This window comes from Mycobacterium sp. IDUB_5, from assembly GCF_055419565.1.
In genome coordinates this window covers 57,950-78,046 of sequence record NZ_JBVAXX010000003.1, presented here as the reverse complement: position 1 = coordinate 78,046, position 20,097 = coordinate 57,950, and the positions used below count along the sequence as shown (strand labels likewise).

Genomic DNA, 20,097 nt, shown 5'->3' with positions numbered 1-20,097 from the left:
ACCCGGTCACTGCCGAGCGCGCCCCCGGGTGCCGCGCCGAGATCGCGAATAGGTTCGCGCGCGTGATCTCCTTGGGCCAGCGACTGCGTCGCGTCGCCGTGGCGGCGCTGCTCGCGGCGACCGCATTGACCATCACCCCACCGACCATCACCCCGCAGGCGCACGCGTTCTCCCGCGAGGGCCTGCCGATCGAACAGCTCGACGTGCCGTCGCCGTCGATGGGCCGCACGATCCGCGTCGAATTCCAGGGTGGCGGGCCGCATTCGGTGCTGCTTCTCGACGGGCTCCGCGCCCAGGACGACTTCAACGGCTGGGACATCAACACCGCCGCATTCGAGTGGTTCTACCAGTCCGGGGTGTCGGTCATCATGCCCGTCGGCGGACAGTCAAGCTTCTACGCCGACTGGTACCGGCCGGCCAAGAACCGCAACGGGACGCTGACCTACAAGTGGGAGACGTTCCTGACCAACGAGCTGCCGACGTGGCTCGCCGCCAACCGCGGTCAGGATCCGTTCGGCAATGCGGTTGTCGGGCTGTCGATGTCAGGTGGTGCGGCGTTGACGATGGCGGCCTACTACCCGCGTCAGTTCAAGTTCGCGGCCTCGCTGTCGGGATATCTGGCGCCGTCACAGAAGTTCTGGCCGCCGCTGATCGACATCGCGATGCAGGACGCCGGCGGCTTCGATTCGTACGACATGTGGGGTCCGTCCGGCTCGCCGGCCTGGCTGCGGGCCGATCCGATGCTCAACATCAACCGGCTCGTCGCCAACCGCACCGCGCTGTGGATCTACTGCGGCAACGGTGTCGCTTCCGACCTCGACACCGGAACGGATCTGGGCATCAACCTCAGCGCAGGTTCTCTGGAGACGATCACGATCGCGACCAACAAAGAGTTCCGCGACAAGTACCTCGCGGCCGGCGGGCGCAACGCGATCTTCAACTTTCCGCCCAACGGCACCCACAGCTGGGGGTACTGGGGTGCGCAGCTGCAGGCGATGAAGCCTGACATCGTGCGCCTGCTGGCCCCGCCGCCTCCGCCTCCGCCGCCGGCACCCCTGCCGCCGCCCCCGCCGGCACCGGCGCCGCGCTGATCACTCGAGGTGCGGGACCAGCTCGAAGATCGGGATGACGCGCTCGGTCTGCTTCTCGTAGTCGCCGAACCCGGGCGCCTGCTCGACCACCCGAGGGTAGAGGCGATCGCGCTCCTCGCGCGGCAGCTCGCGCGCCCTCACCGGCCGCGGCGGATCGGAACCGATCTCGACCTGCGCCTCCGGGTGCGCGCGAATATTGAACGCCCACGAGGGATCTCGATCGCGGCCGGCCGCGGATCCGACGATGTACAGCGCCCCGTCGAACTCGAAGTACGCCACCGGGTTCACGCGTTGCTCGCCACTCTTGGCGCCGGAAGAGGTCAGTAGCAGCAGCGGAAAACCCTCGAACTGGCCGCCCACCTTGCCGGCGTTGGCTCGGAACTCGTCGATGGTTCGCTGGTTGAAGCTGCGTTCACCGCTCATGTCCTCGGCCATGCCTCGATCGTATGGCGGGACGCGGTGCGCCGGACGAGTATGGCGGGCATGGATCACGTCACTTTCATCCCGACCGCCGACCAGATGGCGTACACGTTCGGCGGCGCGGCACCCGTCCTGCGGCTCACGCCTCCGACGGTGCTGACGCTGTGGACCGAGGACGCCTACGGGGGCCGCATCACGAGCGCAGCGGATGTCGCGACCACCGCTCTGGACACCGAAGACCTCAACCCGCAGACAGGACCCTTCTGGATCGAGGGCGCCGAACCCGGAGACACGCTCGTCGTCCACCTCGTCGACCTGACGCCCGCGCGCACCTGGGGTGCGTCGACGCTGATCCCGTTCTTCGGCGGGCTGACCAGCGTTCCGGCCAGCCCGACGCTGCAGGACCCGCTGCCCGAGCGCACGTACATCTACGAGTACGACTCCGCCGCAGGCACGGTCGGGTTCTCCGCGCAGGGCAGCGACTTCGATCTCGCGCTGCCCGCCAACCCGATGCTGGGCACCGTCGGTGTCGCACCGGCCCGCCGCGAGGTCCGAACCTCGCTGGTGCCCGACGTGTTCGGCGGCAACATGGACACCCCGGAGATGGCGGCGGGCGCCACCTGTTACCTGCGGGTCAACGTGCCCGGCGCCTTGTTCTCCCTCGGCGACGGGCACTACCGACAGGGCGAGGGCGAGTCCTGCGGAACGGCGGTCGAGGGCGCGATGAACGTGACCGCGATCGTCGGGCTGGTGAAGGGCGGCGGACCGGTGTGGCCGCGCATCGAGACCGACACGCATCTGATGTGCGTGGGCTCGGGCCGCCCACTGGAGGAGGCGTGGCGCGCCGGCCAGGTGGAGATGATCACCTGGCTCGGGGAGCTCTATGACCTCGACCGTCTCGACGCCTACCAGCTGCTGACCCAGATATCGCTCGCACCGATCGCCAACGTCGTCGACACGAACTACAGTTCGGTCACCAAGATCGACAAGCGACTGTTGCCCGGCGCGGCGGCCTTCGGCGGCGTACACAACGAAATGCGCTCGGCTGCCAACGGTTTAGGGACCGTCAACTACTAGGAGGACACCGCATGGATCTCGGGCTGGCGGGGAAGCGCTTCGCGGTCACCGGCGGAACCCGCGGCATCGGCCGTGCGGTCGTGGAGGGTCTGCTCACCGAGGGCGCCAGCGTCGCCTACTGCGCACGCACACCCGAAGCCGTCGCCGACACACAGCAGGAATTCGGCGAGAGCGCTGTGGGTTCGGTCGTGGACGTGGGTGACACAGCGGCGTTGACGACGTGGGTGAACGCGACGGCCGAGTCGTTCGGCGGTCTTGACGGGGTGGTCGCGAACGTCAGCGCGCTGGCGATCGGTGAGTCGGCGGAGAACTGGCGCACGACATTCGAGGTCGATCTCATGGGTACGATCGGTCTGGTCGACGCGGCGCTGCCGCACCTGCTGAAAGCCGAATCCGGTTCCGTCGTCACGATTTCCAGCGTGTCGGGCCGCGAGGTCGATTTCGCGGCCGGGCCGTACGGGACCATGAAGGCGGCGATCATCCACTACACGCAGGGGGTGGCGCACAAGCTGGCCGCCCAGGGCGTGCGCGCGAATTCCGTCAGCCCCGGCAACACCTACTTTCCCGGCGGGGTGTGGCCGACGATCGAGGCGGAGAATCCCGCGTTGTTCGCCGAGGCGCTCGCGCTGAACCCGACTGGCCGAATGGCCACGCCGCAGGAGGTCGCCAACGCGGTGGTGTTCCTGAGCAGCTCGGCCGCCAGCTTCATCACCGGCACCAATCTCGTGGTGGACGGAGCGCTGACGCGCGGCGTGCAGTTCTGATCGCAGTCAATGCTGTTGATCGGTACTGTCGAGCCGGAATCCGACCTTCAATGCCACCTGGACGTGGGCAACAGCGCCGTCGGCGAGATGACCTCGGATGGTGGTCACCTCGAACCAATCGAGGCCGTGCAACGTCTCCGACGCCCTGGCGATGGCGTTGGTGATCGCGTCATCGATGCCCGTCGATGACGTGCCCACGATCTCGACGACCCGATAGATGTTGTCGCTCATACGAACTCCTTTCGGCGGCGAAAGCCGCACGCGACCAATCTGCTACCCCTGACATCGGTGCGCACCCCATCGACGCACGCAGATTCGATCAGTCGAAGTATTCGCGCGCGGCGGAGTCGACAGCGCCCCGCACCGCCTCGGCCAGTTCACCGGCACGCTCGGCCGGCAGTTGCAGGATCGAGAAGCGAAGCAGACCGTCCCCATCACTGAGGAACGACTTCGATCCGGCGGCTGCCACAATGCCCTGCCTGGCGAGGTTGATCAGGGCAGTGGTCTCGTCCGGCACGCGAACCCACACCACGAAACCGTCGCTGCTCGCCGAGGCGTGCAGCCCGACGTCGGCGAAAGCCTTCAGCAATGCCCGTCGTTGCGCACGATAGCGGCCACGGGCACGGGTGACGAGCAGCTCGGTCGCCGAATCCTCGAGCAGATGCGCCAGCGCGTTCTGCATGATGCGGCTGTTGGACGCCATGCCGAAGCTACGCAACCGGACTGTTCGGTCGATCAGCTCGGCGCTGCCCCCCAGGACGGCGCTGCGCAGATCGATCCCGAAGGCCTTGCAGTAGCTGCGAATCCGAAGGACGCGATCGGGTAGGTGGGCGCCCACGGACGCCGGCACGGACGTCGCGAGCGGTCCGGCGCTGTCGTCCTCGACGATCCACGTGTTCGGAGCGACCGACGCGACGGCCGACGCCACGTCCCCCGCACGGCGAATGCTGAGCGCTCCACCGACGGCGTAGGCGCCGCTGGGTTGCAGGATCAGCGCGGCCGCGCCGCGACGGACAGCATCGACGACCGACTCGACGGTAGGTCCTTCTGCGTCAGCTTCGATGCCGTGGGCGTCGATCCCGAGCTGGCGCAGAATGTCGAGATAACCGGGGCTGACCGGTTCCTCCACGCCCACGGGTCCGCCCCCGGCGGCGGCGGCGGTCGCCAGCACCACCGCTTCGGTGCCGCCGCCCACGCAGTTCCACGCCTCGGCGGTGAACGGCCAGTCGCACTCGACCATGGCTCTCAGGCGCTCGGTGATGTAGGCCCGCTCCGGCCGGTGAAGGTCGCCGGTGGTGGCCAGAGCGGCCGCGAAAGCTGCGCCGAGGTCGGGTTGCACTGCGGGATCTGGTGTCACCATCGACATCTCGATGGACGACCACGCCACGGGCGGTGTCGGTGCGGTGGCGCGGAAGAGATCGGCGACGACGGTGCCCCCGCGCCGGTGTGTGTGCAGGCGACCGGTGTCACGCACTCGGCTCCACGCGGACACCACGGTGCCGGGGCTGACGCCAGCCGCTCGGGCGAAGTCGCGGATCGTCGGGAGGTGTACGCCCGGCGCGAGTTCGCCCCCGTCGATCAGCCGCGTCAGGCCGTGGCCGATGTCTTTCGACGATGTGGCTCGCAGCTTGTCGGCCAGCCACACCGCATCGACTTGCTGTGTTACCACCGTCGCCCCCGATCAGGATGCGTAGGCATGGTTCGGGTTCGCAGCGCGTTCCGGTTCCAAGACGTACGACACCGTCCGCGCGAGACTGTCCCGCCACTGGCCGAGCGTCAGTTTGGCCGGCGCGACCTGGAGCAGCACCTCGTCGACGTGCTCGAGTTCGGCGTCGTTGCGGAGCAGCGTCCGCACGTGGTCAGCGTCGCCATACCAGGGATCGCCGTTTCCGTTCCGACGATGCAGGTCGATGGCGGCCTGTCCGGCCAGTGCACGGGCGGCGGCGGTCGTCTCCGCCACGATCACGGTGCGGGTGGCGGCGATCCGCTGCTGTGGGCCCGCACCCTCTCGGAACGCGTCGATGGCTTCGCTGTGCCGATGTAGATTCCCCTCGTAGTCGAGCGCTTTCGACGATCTCAGCAGCAGGTTGTCCCCGGCACGTCCGATCTCGCCCGCGTGCGCGGGGTCGCTGGCGACGCGCCACAATCGCTGGCGCAAACCCTGCTCCGGCGGATAGAGCCGCCGGCCGCCGCCGAGATCTGCGCCGGCGAGCACCTCCCGGAAGCGCGCGACCTTGTCGGCGTAGACCGTCAACCGGTCCTCCCAGTCGACACCGAACGGACCGAACGCCCAGTCCTCGAGTCCCGAGCCGAGACCGAGCTGCAGCCTCCCCCGCGACAGCGCGTCGGCGATCACCGCGTCTTCGGCCACCCGGATCGGATTCTCGAGCGTGATGACGACGACCCCGGCACCGAGTTTGATGCGACGCGTTCGCTGACTGGCCGCCGCCAGGAACACCAGCGGCGAGGCGATCGTCCCCTTGTCGGATCTGAAGTGGTGGGAGGTGATCCATGCCGTCGACAACCCGAGATCCTCGGCGTAGGAGATCAGGTCCAAGCCGTCGTGGTACTGCTGGACCGGATCGGCCTCGGTGTCGTTGAGCCGGAAAAAGATTCCGAATTCCGGCAGTCTCGTCACTGATCTTTCCACGTGTCGTAGGCCCAGAAGTTCACCATGCCGCGGGGCGGGTCCAGCCAGCGTTCGATCTCATGGACCTGACTGGTGGCCGCGGCGTTGTAGCGTTCGGTGTACAACGGCAGCGTGGTGACCTGGTCGATCAATGCGTACTGAGCCACCTTGTTGTAGGCGTCCTTGCGCGCGGTGTCGTCGAGGGCGCCACGCCCGTCAGCCAGCCATCCGTCGACCACCGGATCCTCGAGTTTGGGCCCGTTGATGGCGCCGCCGGTCTCGTAGATCTTCTCCAGCACGACCCCGATGTCGACGCCGCCCACGGCGCGGGGGAAGGCTTCGTAGGCGTTGGCCTCGCGGACTACGTCGACGGTTCCCTCGTCGCGGAACTGAAGGTCCAGTGCAACGCCGGCGTTGGTCCGCAGCTCTGCTTGGTAGGCCTCGAGAACGGTGGACAGCGGCGGCTTCGGCTCGGTGGCGATCAGCCGAACGACGAGGCGTTGCCCCGCAGCGTTGGTCCGATAGCCGTCGCTGTCCCGGCCCGTCCATCCGGCCTGATCGAGCAACTGGTTGGCCAGGTCCACGTTGCCGCCGTAGGCATTCTCGTATTTGGCGTCGTAGTACGGGCTCTGCGGGCCGACGATGCTCCAGGCCCGCTCCGAACTCCCCTGCAGCACTGTGTCGATGATCGGGTTGAGGTCGACGGCTTCGCGCAGCGCGCGCCGGACTCGCACGTCTTTGGTGTTGTCCCCGGTGACGTTGAAGTACAGCGACCAGGGAGACACGTTGGACGGCTTGGACTCGAATTGGAAGCCGTCTACACCGTCGAACGAGGCGATGTCGGCGGGAGCCACCTGGGCGACGCCGTCCACCTCGCCGGAGGTGAGTAGTCCCGCGCGGACGTTGGGCTCCGGCACGATCTTGACCACCAGTGCGTCGAGGTAGGCGGGCCCCTGATGGGCTGCCAGTGCCGGCGCCGAGGTGTAGTTGTCATTCCGCGTGAAGCGGAGTTCGGAGCCGGGGACCACTTCGGTGAGGACGAACGGGCCGGTACCTGCGACCCCGACACCGCCCGCGGCGACGTCGGGTTTACTCAGGGACTTCGGCGAGATCTGCGCGCCCTGCAGGGATGCCAACGTGTTCAGCCAGTTCGCTGTCGGTTCCGAGAGCACGGTGCGCACCGTGTAGTCGTCGACGACTTCGGTGGACTTCAGCGTCTGGAACGTACTCTTGGCCGTCGACGGCGCATACTCCTTGTCGCCGGTGATCTTGTCGAAGTTGGCCTTGACGGCGGCGGCGTTGAACGGCTCACCGTCGGTGAACGTGACTCCCCGCTTCAGGGTGAACGTGTAGACCAGCCCGTCGGGAGAACGCTCCCACTTCTCGGCAAGCCACGGGTGGATGGTCTCGTCGTAGTCGATGGCCACCAGGCTGTCGTAGACATTGCGCAGCACTTGCACTTCGGTGCAGCACCCGCGGACGTGGGGGTTCAGGCCTTCTTCGGGGAAGTCGGACTGTGCCACGGTCAGCGTGCCGCCGCGCACGGGTTCGCCGCCGGCGGATCCGCCGCCGGAGTCGCTGCCGCACGCGGACAGCGTCAGGAGTGCGGCCAGCGCCAAGGCGGCCCAGCGCAGGACGACGGTTCGTGACGGTCGTTGGTGTCTCATCTCAGTGTTTCCATCTCGTGGGAGCCGCGCAGCGTGCGCGGCCCGCGGGGCGGGTGGGGGGTTGGTCAGGAACGTGGACAGGTCACAGGGCGGGCACCGCCGCGAGAAGCGCGCGGGTGTAGGAGTCACGCGGGGCGTCGAACACCTCGTCGGCGGTGCCCTCTTCCACTACGCGACCCCGGTACATCACGAGCACGCGGTCGGCGACGTGATGTACGACGCCGATGTCGTGGGAGATGAACAGCAGAGCGGTCTTTCGCGAAGCGCGAATCTCGAGCAATAGGTCGAGGATCTGCGCTTGGATGGAGACATCGAGCGCGGATACAGCTTCGTCGCACACCAGCAGTTCCGGATCCGATCCGAGGGCCCGCGCGATCGACACGCGTTGGCGCTGGCCGCCGGAAAGTGATCGCGGATGCCGGTCGATCACCGTTTCGGGCAGATGGACCAGGTCGAGAAGTTCCCGAATCCGCGCCTCGCGCTTGTCTTTCGACGGCTGCACCACGGCGACGGTCTCGTCGATGATCTCCCGCACGGTGAAGCGAGGATCGAAGGATGCGATCGAGTCTTGCGCGACGAGTTGCACGGCGCCCAGCCGTGGGGGTTGATGGCCGCGGCGTCCCGTCCAGCGCCGTCCGCCGATCTCCAGATAGCCGGTGTCCGTGGGGGTGAGTCCGGTCACGATGCGCGCGATCGTCGACTTGCCCGAACCGGATTCTCCGACCAGACCCACGATCTCGGCCCGCTGGATCGTGAAGCTGACATCGGCGGCGGCGGCGAACTCTTCTCGGCGGTGGCGCCGGTAGTACTTGCCTAACCCGACGGCCGCGACGACGGTGTCCGGGCCGACCGCCACCGGAGGCGGGGCCGGCGTGTCCGGGTCGCTGAGGCGGCGGCCGCGCGTCGCGCGCCCGGGAACCGCGGCCACCAGAGCGCGGGTGTAGTCGTGGCGCGGGGTACCGATCACCTCGCCGACGGGGCCCTGTTCGACGATGCTGCCCCGGTGCATGACCAGCACGTCGTCGGCAATCTCGGACACGACCGCGAGATCGTGACTGATCAGCAGGATGCCTCTGCCGTCATCGGCGAGTTCGCGCAGTAGGGCCAGAATTCTCGCCTGCACGGTGACATCGAGCGCGGTCGTCGGCTCGTCGGCGATGAGCACGTCGGGCTGCCCGGCGAGCGCCGACGCGATCAGCGCGCGTTGACGCAGGCCGCCCGACAGCTGGTGCGAATAGTTGCGCCGCCGGTACGACGGGTCGGGGATACCGACCGAGGCCAGGAGCGACTCGACGGCGTCGGTGCGCGTCTTGCGCGGGACGTTCAGCGCCTCGCTCACCTCCGCCTGCACGGTGCGCAGCGGGTCGAGCGACGTCAACGCGTCCTGGAGCACGAACCCGACCTGGGCGCCACGGACCGCACGCCACTCGGGCTCGGTGTAGGACCGGGCGTCGACCCCGAGGATGTTCAGAGTCGTTGCGGTGGTTCGGCTTCCGTCGCCGGCGAGACCGACGAGGCTGCGGGCGGTCACCGACTTCCCAGAACCGGATTCGCCGACGATCGCCGTGATGCGGCCTCGGTGGATGTGTAGGTCGATGTCAGCCACCACCTCCAGCGGCGACCCGTCGTCGTTCCGGACGCTGTCGAAAGCCACCGTCAGGCCCGTGACGTCCACTAGGAGATCGTCCGCGGAGGTCGTCACGCCTGGGCCCTTCGTTCGAAGCGGCGTTGCAGATGACGACCGGCGACCGAGACGCTCACGACGGTGAGGGTGATGAACGCCCCGGGGAAGAACCCGACCCACCACGCCAGGCGCAGGTCCTGCCGCGCGTCGGAGAGCATCGAGCCCCATTCGGGTAGCGGCGGGGTGGGTCCGAAACCCAGGAAGCTCAGTCCCGCAGCACCGATGATCGCGGTACCCACACCCAGCGTCGCGAGAACAGGAACGGTGCCGAGCGCATTGGGAAACACATGGCGGACTGTGCGCCGCATCGCCGACGAGATGGCGAGCCGAGACTGCGCCACATAGTCGGACTCGCGCACCCGCAGCGTTTCGGCGCGGACGACGCGTCCGTACCGCGGAGCCGACGCGATCGCGATCGCGGCGATGACGTTCGTCGTGCCGGGCCCGATCAGCGTGATCAGCATCAGCGCGAACAACAGGTCGGGGAAGGCACCCAGGGCATCGAAGACCCGCGAGATCGCCTCGTCGACGCGCCGGTGGGAAACTCCGGCGATCAGTCCGAGAACCACACCGATCACCACACCGATGGCGGTGGAGGCCACCCCGATGAGGATGGAGTAGCGCGCTCCGTGCACGACGCGGGACCACACGTCGCGCCCTAGGTGATCGGTTCCGAAGACGTGTTCCAGACTCGGCGCGGCAAGGGCGTTGGACATGTCGCTGGCCAGCGGGTCCCGCCCGGTGAACAACCCCGGAACGGCAACGGCGAGCAGGAGTAGAGCGAGAACGGCGACGGCGACGAGCACGCCGGGACGCCGGAATCGGGTCAACCCCGAGGACAGGGATCGGCCCGGAAATGCGAAAGTGGTTGCCATCGAGCTCATCCCACTCGTAACCGGGGGTCGATCCACAGATAGAGGATGTCGACGACGGTGTTGACCGCCACGTACAGCGCAACTGCGAGCAGCGTGATGCCCAGCACCACGGGTACGTCCTGGCGGGTGACGGCGACGACGGTGGCCTGCCCGATGCCGGGCCGGCCGAACACCTGCTCGACGATGACGGTGCCGGTGAGCATGCCGCCGACCGACCAGCCGGCAAGGGTTGCAGCCGGAATCAGCGCATGCCGCAGACCGTGACGCACCTTCAGGCGCCACGGTGAGATGCCGCGCGCCACCGCGCTCACGGCGTAAGGCTGTTCCAGCGACCGTTCGATGCCTTCGCGAAGAACCTGCGATAGCACCGCGGCCAGCGGCAGACCCAGGGTGAGGCTGGGCAGGATCAGCTTCGCGGCCGTGCTGCCTCCCACCACCGGGAAGAGCCCGAGTTGGAACGACAGCACCGTGATGAACACGATTCCCAGCCAGAACGTCGGGATGGACGCGAACGTCAACTCACCCAGGTAGGTGATCCGAGCACCCACGCCGCGCCGTCCCGCGGTGGACAGGGCGACCAGCAGCGCCACCGTGACGGCGATCAACGTGGCCGTGCAGGTGAGTTGTGCACTGGCGATCAGACGATGCCCGAACAGGATGTCGCTGACCGGCACTCGTTGCACATAGGACGTCCCGAAGTCGCCGTGGAGCAGGCGAACCAGGAAGTCGAGATACTGGACCATCAAAGGCTTGTCGAGGCCCCATTGGGCTTCGATGGCCGCGCGGAGTGCGGGGGTGTCGAATTCACCCATCAGCAGCGTGACGGGGTCCCCGGGAGACAGGTGGACGGCCAGAAAGGCTGCGGACGCGGCCAACCACAACACGACTGCCGCGGCGAAGATTTTCTCGCCGATGTAGCGCAATTGGAAAGCCAGTCCTGACAAACGGCCGGTGTGTCGCACATGTGGCGCGGGAAGAGCCGTGGGATCCGGCAGGCCTGCGTGTGTGGTCTCGAGGAGCGTCATCGTGATCGCGTCAGGCGGTCAGCCGAACGCGGCCTCCCCCACCGTGTGCAAGCTCTTACCGGAAGCGACGTGACCGTCGAAGCCGTCGTCGGGGCGCTCCAGACCCAGAGTGTCGCGCAGCGTGGACCCTGGATACTCGGTGCGGAACACACCTCGTTGTTGCAGCAGTGGCACCACGTGATCCACGAACTCGGTTGCCACGTCGGGTAATTGCGCGGCCATGATGTTGAAGCCGTCGGCGGCACCGGCCTTCACCCAGGTCTCGATCTGGTCGGCGACCTGTTCGGGCGCACCGATCGCGGTGACATGGGTCAACCCACCACCCTGACGGGCCAGGATCTGCCGCACGGTGTATCGCTCGCGCCGCGCCGTGCCGATCAGTGCGGCGAAATGCCCTCCCTGCGCGCCGAGTTCACCGTCGGCCGGAACCAGATCCCATGGCAATTCCCGGTCCAGATCGAGCACCTCGACGGGAACGCCGATCTGCAGTGCCAGCGCGTTGATCGCGAAATGTTCGGTGTGCAGTTCGCGCAGTTCGATCTCGCGCGCACGGGCCTCGGCCTCGGTGGGAGCGACGAGGGTGATCAGACCGGGAAGCACACGGATCGTGTCGGGGTCGCGGCCCCAGCCCCGGGCCCGATCCCGCACGGTGTCGCGGAACGCGATGGCCGATTCGATCGTCGGCTGCACGGTGTACACGGCGTCGGCGAACCTCGATGCCAGGCCGATTCCGTCCGGCGAGGAACCGGCCTGGACCAGGACCGGATGTCCCTGGGGAGAACGCGGCAAGGGCAGCGGTCCGGCGGCATTGATGAATTCGCCGGTGTAATCGACTGCCCTGATCCGCTTTTCGTCGACATACGTGCCGGTGGCGCGGTCGGCGACCCAGGCGTCGTCGGCCCAGCCGTCCCAGAGTGCCAGCACGACCTCGACGAACTCGTGCGCCCGGCGGTATCGGGCGTCGTGATCGAGCCCCTGGTCCCGGCCGAAGTTGCGTGCCACGTCGTCACCGTTGGTGGCAACGATATTCCAGGCCGCACGGCCGCTGCTGATGTGGTCGAGTGTGGAGATGCGCCGCGCGAGGTTGTAGGCAGAGTTGTAGGAACTGGAACCGGTGGCGACCAGACCGATGTGGGATGTGTGCTGGGCCACGGCGGCGAAAGCCAGTGTCGGATCCAGTCCGCGGAAAGGGCGGTACTCACCTCGGTAGCGCCATACCGGGGTGTCGGCGAGGAACACGGCGTCGAACAGCCCGCGTTCGGCGATTTTGGCGACCTCGATGTAGTGCTCGAGGCTCGAGTACTGGTGGGCGTCGCCGTCTCCTGCGCGCCATGCTCCGGGGAACACACCGCCGGGAATCAGGTTGAGATTGAGGGTGATCGAATCGTGAGGAAAGCTCATGTGGTTCTTTCGTTGTCGCGCCGCTATTTTTCGATGGGGAAGCCGACGATGCTGCCCCACTCGGTCCAGGAGCCGTCGTAGACACGGACGTTGTCGATGCCGAGCACCTCGGACAGCGCGATCCAACCCAGTGTCGAGCGGTGCGAAAGTCGGCAGTAGTTGATCACGAGATTGTCTGTGGCACCGATCTTCTCGCTGACAATGCGCTGCAGTTCAGCACGGTCCCGCAGCCGCCCGTGGGCGTCGAGCAGGTCGCGGAAGAACAGGTGCCGGGCGCCGGGAATCCGACCGTGCCGTTCGGCGCCGTGGTCGAGAGGGGCGTTCGGTCCGCTGACCCGTGCGCCGCTGTACTCCTCGGGGGTGCGGTAATCCACGATCACGACGTCGTCGCGATCCAGCAGCGCGCGCACGTCGTCGCGGCCGATGCGCAGCCTCACGTGCTCGGCGGTGGGTTCGGGAACCGGCAGAGGTGAGCGGGGGGCGACCCGTTCCACGGTGCGGTCGGAGTCGGCACCCGATGCCCGCCATGCCTCCAACCCCCCGTCCAGATAGGCGATGTCGTCGTATCCGCGGACGCGCAGCGCCCACAGCACGTAGGCGGCGAACTGCGTCGGGTCGCCGGCCAGAACGATGCGCGACCCTTCGCCGGCGCCGAGACGGAACAGCCGCGCGGACAGCTCAGCTCCGGTGGCGAGCTCCCGCTCGAGCGGATGCCAGGCGAGGTCCTTCCAGTACACAGGCCGCGCGCCGGGAATGAGTGCGCGCTCGGGAGCGGTGGCATGGACCTCGATGACGGCCAGGTTCGGGTCGCCGAGGCCGGCATCGAGCTCCTCGACCGAGACGATGCTGCGGGTGATGAGAGCCATCACGCTCCTTTTGTGTCACTTCGCAATTGATACAAAACCATTGCTGTGCAAGCACATTAAGGAGCTTTGCGGGCGACCGTCCATAATTTCCCTTGCCACGAGAATAAGTCGGGCGAGTTTGCGTCAGGCGTAGTTTTTCCCGACCCCGCGTGCCGCTCGCAATGTTATGAAACATAACTCGGGAACAGGCACGTTCAGAGTGAGGAGAAAACTGATGGGTGACACGGCGCGCTCGGCTCACCTGATCGACGCCGAGGAACTCGCCCGCCGGCCGCAGACCGTGGTGCTGGACGTTCGCTTCGTCGCCGAGGAGGACCGGCCCGACCCTGAGGCCTACCGGGCTGCGCACATCGCCGGCGCCGTCTTCGTTGATGTGGACCGCGATCTCGCCGGAACGAGCACGGGCCGTAATGGCAAGCGTCCGCTGCCTGACCCCGCAGACTTCGAGAAGACGGTCCGACGGTGGGGAATCGACTCCGACACCGAGGTCGTCGTCTATGGAACGCCGCGCTCTGCCGCACCGGCACGGGCGTGGTGGCTGCTGAGGTGGGCCGGCATCGACTCGGTCCGTGTGCTCGACGGCGGCTTCGACGCGTGGCGCGGCGAGATCGCTGTCGGCGAATCGGAGACGGGCAGGCCGGAATCCGCGTTCACCATCCGGCCGGGTGGTCTGCCGGTCGTGGAGATCGATGAGGTGCCCGGATTCGCCGACCAGGGATTGTTGTTCGACGCCCGCCCCGCCGCCAAATTCTCACACCCGTTCGACGCGGCTGCGGGACACATACCCGGCGCTCGCAGTGCTCCGATCGTCGAATACTTCGACGCAGCAGGGTATCTACTGCCCGATGACGCTCTGCGCGCCACCGCGGCCGCGTTCGGCATCGCGGCGGGCACCGAACCGGCGGCGTATTGCGGCAGCGGGGTCGCCGCGTCATCGGAGGTGTTCGTGCTGTCAATTCTGGGCGTGCGGGCGCGCCTCTACGTGGGGTCGGCATCGGAGTGGACCGCCGATCCGTCCCGCAGCCTCGCGCGGTGAGCCCGCCCGGCACGCGCCGCAGGCTCCTGCTCGACCTCTCCCCGTTCCGGGAAAGCCGCGCCTTCGGCCGATTGTGGGCGGGCACCGCACTGGGCAGCATCGGGCAGGAGATGACGGTCGTCACCGTCGCCCTGCAGGTGTACTCCATCACCTCGTCGACGTTCGCGGTGTCGCTGATCGCCGGTATCGCTCTGGCTCCCATGGTCGTCATCGGCCTGTACGGAGGCACTCTGGCCGACAGGTTCGACCGACGTCGCGTCGCGATGGTCGCCTCCGTGGTGTCATGGATGGCGATCCTCGTGCTGACCGGCCACGCCTGGCTGGGCGGCACGTCGCTGTGGATCCTCTACGCCGCGGCCACGGTCAATTCGGTGGCGAACACGGTCGGAGGCATCACTCGCCGCGCCATCGTGCCGCGATTACTGCCCCGCGAACTGCTGCCGGCGGCCGCCGCACTCAACGGCATCAACATGGGTCTGATGGCGACGATCGGTCCCCTGCTGGGTGCCGCGGCGGTCGGGGCCGGCGGATTCCAGACCGCATTCCTGGTGGACGCGGTATTGCACACCGCAGCGTTCATAGGGGTGTGGTCCCTGCCGGCCCTGCGGCCGCTGGACCGGGTGCGGCAGCTCGGCGCGCTGCGGGCGGTACGGGACGGCCTGGGCTATCTGCGGCGCGCCGACAACATCCGATTCGCGCTGACACTCGATCTCGTCGCGATGGCCTTGGTCCAGCCGCGGGTGCTGTTCCCCGCACTCGGGGCGGTGACGTTGGGCGGCGGCGTCACGACCGTGGGCGTGCTGTCCGCGGCGTCGGCGGCGGGCGCCATGGTCAACGCACTGTTCTCCGGCTGGACCGGCACAGTGCGTCGGCAGGGCGTCGCCATCCTGGTGGTGTCCTATCTTTACGCGGCGTCCATCGTCGCCGGCGGTGTCGTGATCCTGATCGCGCTGGCGCGACCGGCACACGGAACGGCGACTGCCGCGATCGCGGCGCTGGCAGCGACTCTGGCGGTCGGAGGCGCGGCCGACGGGGTGTCGGCGATCTTCCGCGGGGCGATTCTGCAGGCCGCGGTGCCCGATGAGTTGCGAGGCCGAGTGCAGAGCATCTTCTCGATCATCGTGACAGGGGGACCGCGGGTCGGCGATGTGGTGACCGGCGCGGTGGCCAGCGCATTCGCGATCTGGAGTCCGCTGACAGCAGGCGGCCTCGCCATGCTTCTGGTGGTCTGGCTGCTGAGCCGCCGGGTCTCTTCCTTCCGGGACTACGACCGCGACGATCCGAAGCCCTGAGCGTTCACGCCATGTCCGGCTGAATGGCGTTGCGCGCACCCAGAGTTCGCCCCTTGCCCCACCCCAGCGCACTCCGATACGAGCCGAGCAGGCCAGCGCTCTCGACGTGTTCGAGGCTGCGCAGTGGTGAGCTGACAGGCGCCGGTTCGACGATCGGGGCGACGAAGAGGGCGTCGACAGGGCAGTAGGCCTCGCACTGGAAGCATGTCTGGCAGTCGAGGTGGCGCGCGATCACCGGCACTCCGTCGGCGCCACGGTCGAAAACCCTGGTGGGACAGATGTCGATGCAGCGGTCACACCCGATACACCGATCACTGTCGACGATCTCGATCATGCGGCGTGTCTCCGGTCATCCAACCATCGCGGCTCGGGAACTGACCACAGCTCCTCGAGCCCACCGGTGATCAATCGGTGGGACTGCGCCGGGTCGGGTTCGGGATGGTCGAATCGGCGATGCATCCCGCGGCTTTCCGTGCGCGCCAACGCCGCGTGGTACATCCACCGGCCGTGGGCCAGCATGGCAGCCGCCTCGCGAGCGCGGAACCGGTCTTCGCCCGTCGCTCGCGGTGACGTCCGAGTCGAGTTCCATAGATCGTTCAACACGGCCAACGCGGGTCCGAGCCGGTCGCCGTGGCGGAGGCAGTTGATGTCGTAGGGCAACACCTGACTCTTCACGTCGTCGACGACGCCGCGGTGTGCGGTGATCTCGGAACCCTCGGTGGCGACGGCCTCGGGCGCGGGCCGACCCCGATGCCTCGCGAAGTCCGCCGCCCCGGTGCCTGCCCATCCCCCGGAGCAGGCTGCCCAGGACGCGTTGTGCGCCCCGCCGCCCGTCCACGCGCCCGTGATCAGTTCGCGGGTGGCCGTGTCGCCGGCCGCATAGAGTCCGGGAACATCTGTGGCGCAGTCGATTCCGGCGATACGGACACCGCCGGTGCCGCGCACGGTGCCTTCGGTCACGAGGGTGATCTCGAAGGGCTCGGTGAACGGGTCGATGCCGAGCCGGTCGAAGCCGAGGAAGAAGTTGGGCTGCGCGGTGCGCATCATCGCCTGCTGTGCGGGTGCTGCGCGGTCGATGCAGGCCAGAACCGGTTCGCTGAGCAACGTCTGCGCGAGCACCGTGCGGTCTTTGGAGCGCGGGATGTCGAGAACAGATCCGTCGGCACGGTAGAACGTCGCCCAGTTGTAGAAGGCGTTCTTGGTGATACCGGTGCCCTTGGGGGCGATCGCATACGCGTTGGAGAATTCCATCCCCGAGAGCACTGCGCCCGCCTCGACGGCCATCAGGGCACCGTCACCGGTGTCGACGTCACACCCCAGCGTCTTCGACCGGAATGCGCACCCTCCGGCGGCCATCACCACGGCGCCCGCGTCGATCCGTACGCCTCGACCGGTGCTGCGTTCGACGGCCTCGGCTCCAGACACGACACCGTCGTGGAGGAGTAGACACAGCGCCGGCGTGTGATCGAGGATGCGCACGCCCAGCCTCTGCACCCGTAACCGTTGGCGGCGCATGTACTCGGGCCCTTGGAGGTCGTCTTTGACGAGGCAGCCGTCAGGGCCGATCGGAAACGGGTAGCGCTGCACCCGCGCGAGTTCGTCCATCCGCGAGTAGGTTTCGTCGAGCACGCGCATCATCCAGGTGCGATCGGTCAGGCCCGCGCCGAGCTTCTCGCGGGAGAGGACAGCCGCCTCACGCTGGTCGCGCTCGACGTACCAGACTCCTGTGCCTGCTGACGCTGTCGCGCCGCTCGTGCCGGTGTAGCCCTTGTCGACCAGCACGACGTCGACGCCGGCCTCCGCCGCTCGGATCGCGGCCCACGTTCCCGCGGGCCCACCCCCGATCACCAGCACGTCGGTCTGCAGGCACACGTCATTGCGCGAGGTGCTCACTCCTGGCGATGCTGCCGCAGTCAGGTGCGGCGACGAAACCCTTTGAATCCGGGTGATTTCACCCCAGCCCGCGCAACAGCACCGCGAGACCGAACTCGAACGCGTCGTCGGCGCGTTGTGGTTTGGGTGCTCCGGTCTCCAGTGCGGCGGCCAATTCCGGCCCGACTTCTTCGCGGTGGCGCCACGGCTGGTCCGGCGCGGCGACATCCAACGCGGAGCCGAGCACGTAGGAATCCACCAGTGTGATGGACCGCAGCGTGTCCGCCGGGTCAAAGCCCGCACGAGTGAGCGTGGCCGCCAACGCGTTGTACATCGTGATGGCCTGCGGGCTGTTGACGGCGTACTCGGTGAGCAGCGGGATGAGCTGCGGGTAGCGGGCGAAGCTGCGCCGGTAGGAGCGTGCGATGTCGGCGACCACATCGCGCCACGGTCGCTCGGGGTCGTCGACGGGCAGCTCGACGTCGGACATCGCGCGCTCGCGCAGGAGTTCGACCACGTCGTCGCGGCCGCCGACGTGGTTGTACAAAGACGACGGGCGCACCCGCAGCTTGCGGGCGACCCCGGCGATCGTGAAGCCACCGGTGCTGATCACCAGGTCCAGGGCGGCCTCGGCGATCCGGTCGTGCGACAGCAGAGGCGTACGGGGTCGGCCCACGTCGTGCTCCCCTCTTGCACGGTCGGGTGAGTGAGTCCACAATAAACGAACTTCATTCGTTTTAGGAGTTCGATGACCTTCACTCTGGTGCTCGCGTGAGCGCGACGCTGTTCGCAGGCGGCGTGGTGTGGGCGGGCGAGACGGAGACCGACGCCGTCCTCGTCGTCGACGGTGTCGTCGCCGCCCTCGGTGAGGACGCGAAAGCAAGCGCCGCGCAGGCAGAGACGATCGATCTCGACGGCGGCTTCCTGATGCCGTCGTTCGGCGACGGACACGCCCATCCGCTCTACGGCGGCCTGGAGTCCGTCGGGCCGGCCGTGCGGCCGTGCACATCGGTCGACGAGATCGTGCTGACCGTCAAGCAGTACGCGGAAGATCATCCCGACGAGGACTGGATCGTCGGCGCCTCCTATGACGGCAGCCTCGCCCCCGGCGGGCTGTTCGACGCGCGCTGGCTCGACGCGGCGGTGCCGGATCGGCCAGTGGTGTTGCGCGCGTGGGATTACCACACGGTGTGGTGCAACAGCGTGGCGCTGCAGCGCGCGGGCATCACCGCCGACACTCCCGACCCGGCGCTCGGCGAGATCCCGCACCGCGACGACGGATCGGTGCTCGGCACGCTGCGCGAGTGGGGCGCAACCGATCTCGTGATGAACGTGATGCCCCCGCGCGACGAGGACGTCCGCATCGGGGCTCTCGGTACCGCCGCCGACTACTACCTCTCCCGCGGCGTGACGTGGGTGCAGGACGCCTGGGTCGAACCGGCCGATGTCGCCACGTACGTCGAGGCGGCCCGCCGCGGTGCCTTGCGCATGCGTTTCAACCTCGCTCTCTACGGCGATCCGCGCCACTTCGACAGCCAGGTCACCCATTTCGCCGAGCAGGAGCGCGCGGTGGCCGACGCCGCGAACCCCCTGCTCACCGCGAACACGGTGAAGTTCTTCGCCGACGGAGTCGTGGAGAACGAGACCGGTGCGCTGCTGGCGCCCTACTGCACAGGAATGCACGCGCACGAGAACCGCGGGATGCGGAACTGGGAAGGCGACTCGCTGGCGCACGCCGCCCAACGCGTCGACGAGCTCGGACTGCAGATCCACATCCACGCGATCGGTGACGCCGCGGTGCGCCAGGCCCTCGACGCCATCGAATACGTTGTCGCACAGAACGGTCCTCGCGATCGTCGGCCGGTGATCGCACACTGCCAACTCATCGACGAGGCCGACCTGTCGCGGTTCGCCGCGCTGGGCGTGATCCCGAACATGCAGCCGCTGTGGGCGCAGCTCGACGCGCTGATGACGGTCCTCACGGTCCCCCGGCTCGGCACCGAACGCTCGGACCGTCAGTATCCGATCCGCACGCTGGACACCTCCGGCGCGCCGCTGGGCTTCGGCTCGGATTGGCCGGTGTCCTCCGGCGCCCCGCTCGACGGGATCGCCGTGGCGGCCTCACGACGCACCGCCGCGGGCGAGCCGGAGGGCGGCTGGACGCCGCACGAGATCCTGCCTGTGGAGCGCGCACTGTCGGCATATACCGCCGGCGTTGCGAATCAGGCGTTCGCTGATAACGATTGGGGCGTTATCGCCCCGGGGGCGAGCGCCGACCTGGTATGGCTAGACCGCGACCCACGGGCCGTGCCGCCGCTGGATCTTCCCGGTATCGGCATCCGCGCCACCTACCTGCGCGGCGCACCGGCCTACCGGGCCGAGAACGGAGAGAACTGAC

Annotated in this window: 19 protein-coding genes; 6 read left to right on the top strand and 13 right to left on the bottom strand. The window is 67.9% G+C overall.

Features of this window, described 5'->3' with window-relative positions; all coding sequences use genetic code 11:
- Nucleotides 1-83: 83 nt before the first annotated feature.
- Entirely contained in the window at nt 84-1,091 is a 1,008-nt protein-coding gene (locus ACZY1G_RS09655) for an esterase family protein (protein WP_463822608.1), read from the top strand.
- Here ACZY1G_RS09655 and ACZY1G_RS09650 read toward each other — a convergent pair whose 3' ends face one another.
- Nucleotides 1,092-1,526 carry a nitroreductase family deazaflavin-dependent oxidoreductase gene (locus ACZY1G_RS09650; RefSeq protein ID WP_463822288.1) on the bottom strand — a complete coding sequence of 145 codons (435 nt, stop codon included), beginning with the start codon at nt 1,524-1,526 and terminating at the stop codon, nt 1,092-1,094.
- Between the two features lie 48 nt (nt 1,527-1,574).
- Here ACZY1G_RS09650 and ACZY1G_RS09645 point away from each other — a divergent pair, with 48 nt between their 5' ends.
- Together ACZY1G_RS09645 and ACZY1G_RS09640 are read left to right on the top strand one after the other, a co-directional pair.
- Nucleotides 1,575-2,588 (top strand): acetamidase/formamidase family protein, encoded by a 1,014-nt coding sequence (locus ACZY1G_RS09645; RefSeq protein ID WP_463814069.1) that lies wholly within the window; start codon nt 1,575-1,577, stop codon nt 2,586-2,588.
- 11 nt (nt 2,589-2,599) lie between these two features.
- Nucleotides 2,600-3,352, top strand: coding sequence for an SDR family NAD(P)-dependent oxidoreductase (locus tag ACZY1G_RS09640; RefSeq protein ID WP_463814068.1), 753 nt, complete (start codon nt 2,600-2,602; stop codon nt 3,350-3,352).
- A gap of 6 nt (nt 3,353-3,358) precedes the next feature.
- On the opposite strand, the gene ACZY1G_RS09635 is transcribed toward ACZY1G_RS09640, so the two are convergent.
- The 9 genes from ACZY1G_RS09635 to ACZY1G_RS09595 form a co-directional block, all read right to left on the bottom strand.
- Entirely contained in the window at nt 3,359-3,583 is a 225-nt protein-coding gene (locus ACZY1G_RS09635; RefSeq protein ID WP_463814067.1) for a dodecin, read from the bottom strand.
- Between the two features lie 88 nt (nt 3,584-3,671).
- On the bottom strand, nt 3,672-5,021 hold the full coding sequence (locus ACZY1G_RS09630) for an aminotransferase class I/II-fold pyridoxal phosphate-dependent enzyme (protein WP_463814066.1): 1,350 nt from the start codon (nt 5,019-5,021) through the stop codon (nt 3,672-3,674).
- Between the two features lie 12 nt (nt 5,022-5,033).
- Nucleotides 5,034-5,990, bottom strand: a complete 957-nt coding sequence (locus ACZY1G_RS09625; RefSeq protein WP_463822287.1) for an LLM class flavin-dependent oxidoreductase — start codon at nt 5,988-5,990, stop codon at nt 5,034-5,036.
- The gene (locus ACZY1G_RS09620; protein WP_463814064.1) at nt 5,987-7,648 is read right to left on the bottom strand and encodes an ABC transporter substrate-binding protein; all 1,662 of its coding nucleotides are present in this window, start codon (nt 7,646-7,648) and stop codon (nt 5,987-5,989) included. Before ACZY1G_RS09620 ends, ACZY1G_RS09625 begins: the two co-directional genes overlap by 4 nt.
- Before the next feature lie 82 nt (nt 7,649-7,730).
- Nucleotides 7,731-9,350, bottom strand: coding sequence for a dipeptide ABC transporter ATP-binding protein (locus tag ACZY1G_RS09615; RefSeq protein ID WP_463822286.1), 1,620 nt, complete (start codon nt 9,348-9,350; stop codon nt 7,731-7,733).
- Entirely contained in the window at nt 9,347-10,207 is an 861-nt protein-coding gene (locus ACZY1G_RS09610; RefSeq protein ID WP_463814062.1) for an ABC transporter permease, read from the bottom strand. The genes ACZY1G_RS09615 and ACZY1G_RS09610 overlap by 4 nt, the downstream gene beginning before the upstream one ends.
- Nucleotides 10,208-10,212: 5 nt before the next feature.
- Nucleotides 10,213-11,151 (bottom strand): ABC transporter permease, encoded by a 939-nt coding sequence (locus ACZY1G_RS09605; RefSeq protein ID WP_463822285.1) that lies wholly within the window; start codon nt 11,149-11,151, stop codon nt 10,213-10,215.
- Between the two features lie 99 nt (nt 11,152-11,250).
- Nucleotides 11,251-12,633: an NtaA/DmoA family FMN-dependent monooxygenase gene (locus ACZY1G_RS09600; RefSeq protein WP_463822284.1), complete on the bottom strand. Its 1,383-nt coding sequence runs from the start codon at nt 12,631-12,633 to the stop codon at nt 11,251-11,253.
- 23 nt (nt 12,634-12,656) lie between these two features.
- A complete protein-coding gene (locus ACZY1G_RS09595; RefSeq protein ID WP_463822283.1) occupies nt 12,657-13,499 on the bottom strand; it encodes a sulfurtransferase in 843 nt (280 codons plus the stop codon).
- A 214-nt stretch (nt 13,500-13,713) separates the two neighbouring features.
- Here ACZY1G_RS09595 and ACZY1G_RS09590 point away from each other — a divergent pair, with 214 nt between their 5' ends.
- Both ACZY1G_RS09590 and ACZY1G_RS09585 read left to right on the top strand, forming a co-directional pair.
- Nucleotides 13,714-14,535: a sulfurtransferase gene (locus tag ACZY1G_RS09590; RefSeq protein ID WP_463814058.1), complete on the top strand. Its 822-nt coding sequence runs from the start codon at nt 13,714-13,716 to the stop codon at nt 14,533-14,535.
- A complete protein-coding gene (locus ACZY1G_RS09585) occupies nt 14,532-15,827 on the top strand; it encodes an MFS transporter (protein ID WP_463822282.1) in 1,296 nt (431 codons plus the stop codon). Before ACZY1G_RS09590 ends, ACZY1G_RS09585 begins: the two co-directional genes overlap by 4 nt.
- A gap of 4 nt (nt 15,828-15,831) precedes the next feature.
- Here ACZY1G_RS09585 and ACZY1G_RS09580 read toward each other — a convergent pair whose 3' ends face one another.
- Genes ACZY1G_RS09580 through ACZY1G_RS09570 form a run of 3 tightly spaced genes read right to left on the bottom strand, consistent with a single transcriptional unit; the run spans nt 15,832 to nt 18,375 of the window.
- A complete protein-coding gene (locus ACZY1G_RS09580) occupies nt 15,832-16,161 on the bottom strand; it encodes a 4Fe-4S dicluster domain-containing protein (RefSeq protein ID WP_463822281.1) in 330 nt (109 codons plus the stop codon).
- The gene (locus ACZY1G_RS09575) at nt 16,158-17,720 is read right to left on the bottom strand and encodes an FAD-dependent oxidoreductase (protein WP_463814055.1); all 1,563 of its coding nucleotides are present in this window, start codon (nt 17,718-17,720) and stop codon (nt 16,158-16,160) included. Before ACZY1G_RS09575 ends, ACZY1G_RS09580 begins: the two co-directional genes overlap by 4 nt.
- 58 nt (nt 17,721-17,778) lie before the next feature.
- Nucleotides 17,779-18,375: a TetR/AcrR family transcriptional regulator gene (locus ACZY1G_RS09570; RefSeq protein ID WP_463822280.1), complete on the bottom strand. Its 597-nt coding sequence runs from the start codon at nt 18,373-18,375 to the stop codon at nt 17,779-17,781.
- A gap of 95 nt (nt 18,376-18,470) precedes the next feature.
- Here ACZY1G_RS09570 and ACZY1G_RS09565 point away from each other — a divergent pair, with 95 nt between their 5' ends.
- On the top strand, nt 18,471-20,096 hold the full coding sequence (locus tag ACZY1G_RS09565; RefSeq protein WP_463822279.1) for an amidohydrolase: 1,626 nt from the start codon (nt 18,471-18,473) through the stop codon (nt 20,094-20,096).
- Nucleotide 20,097 lies beyond the last annotated feature (1 nt).

What these genes read in the sequence shown, in the direction of transcription:
- ACZY1G_RS09650 (WP_463822288.1), bottom strand. Translation starts at nt 1,526, where the DNA reads ATGGCCGAGGACATGAGCGGTGAACGCAGCTTCAACCAGCGAACCATC.
- ACZY1G_RS09635 (WP_463814067.1), bottom strand. Translation starts at nt 3,583, where the DNA reads ATGAGCGACAACATCTATCGGGTCGTCGAGATCGTGGGCACGTCATCG.
- ACZY1G_RS09640 (WP_463814068.1), top strand. Translation starts at nt 2,600, where the DNA reads ATGGATCTCGGGCTGGCGGGGAAGCGCTTCGCGGTCACCGGCGGAACC.
- ACZY1G_RS09645 (WP_463814069.1), top strand. Translation starts at nt 1,575, where the DNA reads ATGGATCACGTCACTTTCATCCCGACCGCCGACCAGATGGCGTACACG.
- ACZY1G_RS09580 (WP_463822281.1), bottom strand. Translation starts at nt 16,161, where the DNA reads ATGATCGAGATCGTCGACAGTGATCGGTGTATCGGGTGTGACCGCTGC.
- ACZY1G_RS09590 (WP_463814058.1), top strand. Translation starts at nt 13,714, where the DNA reads ATGGGTGACACGGCGCGCTCGGCTCACCTGATCGACGCCGAGGAACTC.
- ACZY1G_RS09620 (WP_463814064.1), bottom strand. Translation starts at nt 7,648, where the DNA reads ATGAGACACCAACGACCGTCACGAACCGTCGTCCTGCGCTGGGCCGCC.
- ACZY1G_RS09610 (WP_463814062.1), bottom strand. Translation starts at nt 10,207, where the DNA reads ATGGCAACCACTTTCGCATTTCCGGGCCGATCCCTGTCCTCGGGGTTG.
- ACZY1G_RS09600 (WP_463822284.1), bottom strand. Translation starts at nt 12,633, where the DNA reads ATGAGCTTTCCTCACGATTCGATCACCCTCAATCTCAACCTGATTCCC.
- ACZY1G_RS09595 (WP_463822283.1), bottom strand. Translation starts at nt 13,499, where the DNA reads ATGGCTCTCATCACCCGCAGCATCGTCTCGGTCGAGGAGCTCGATGCC.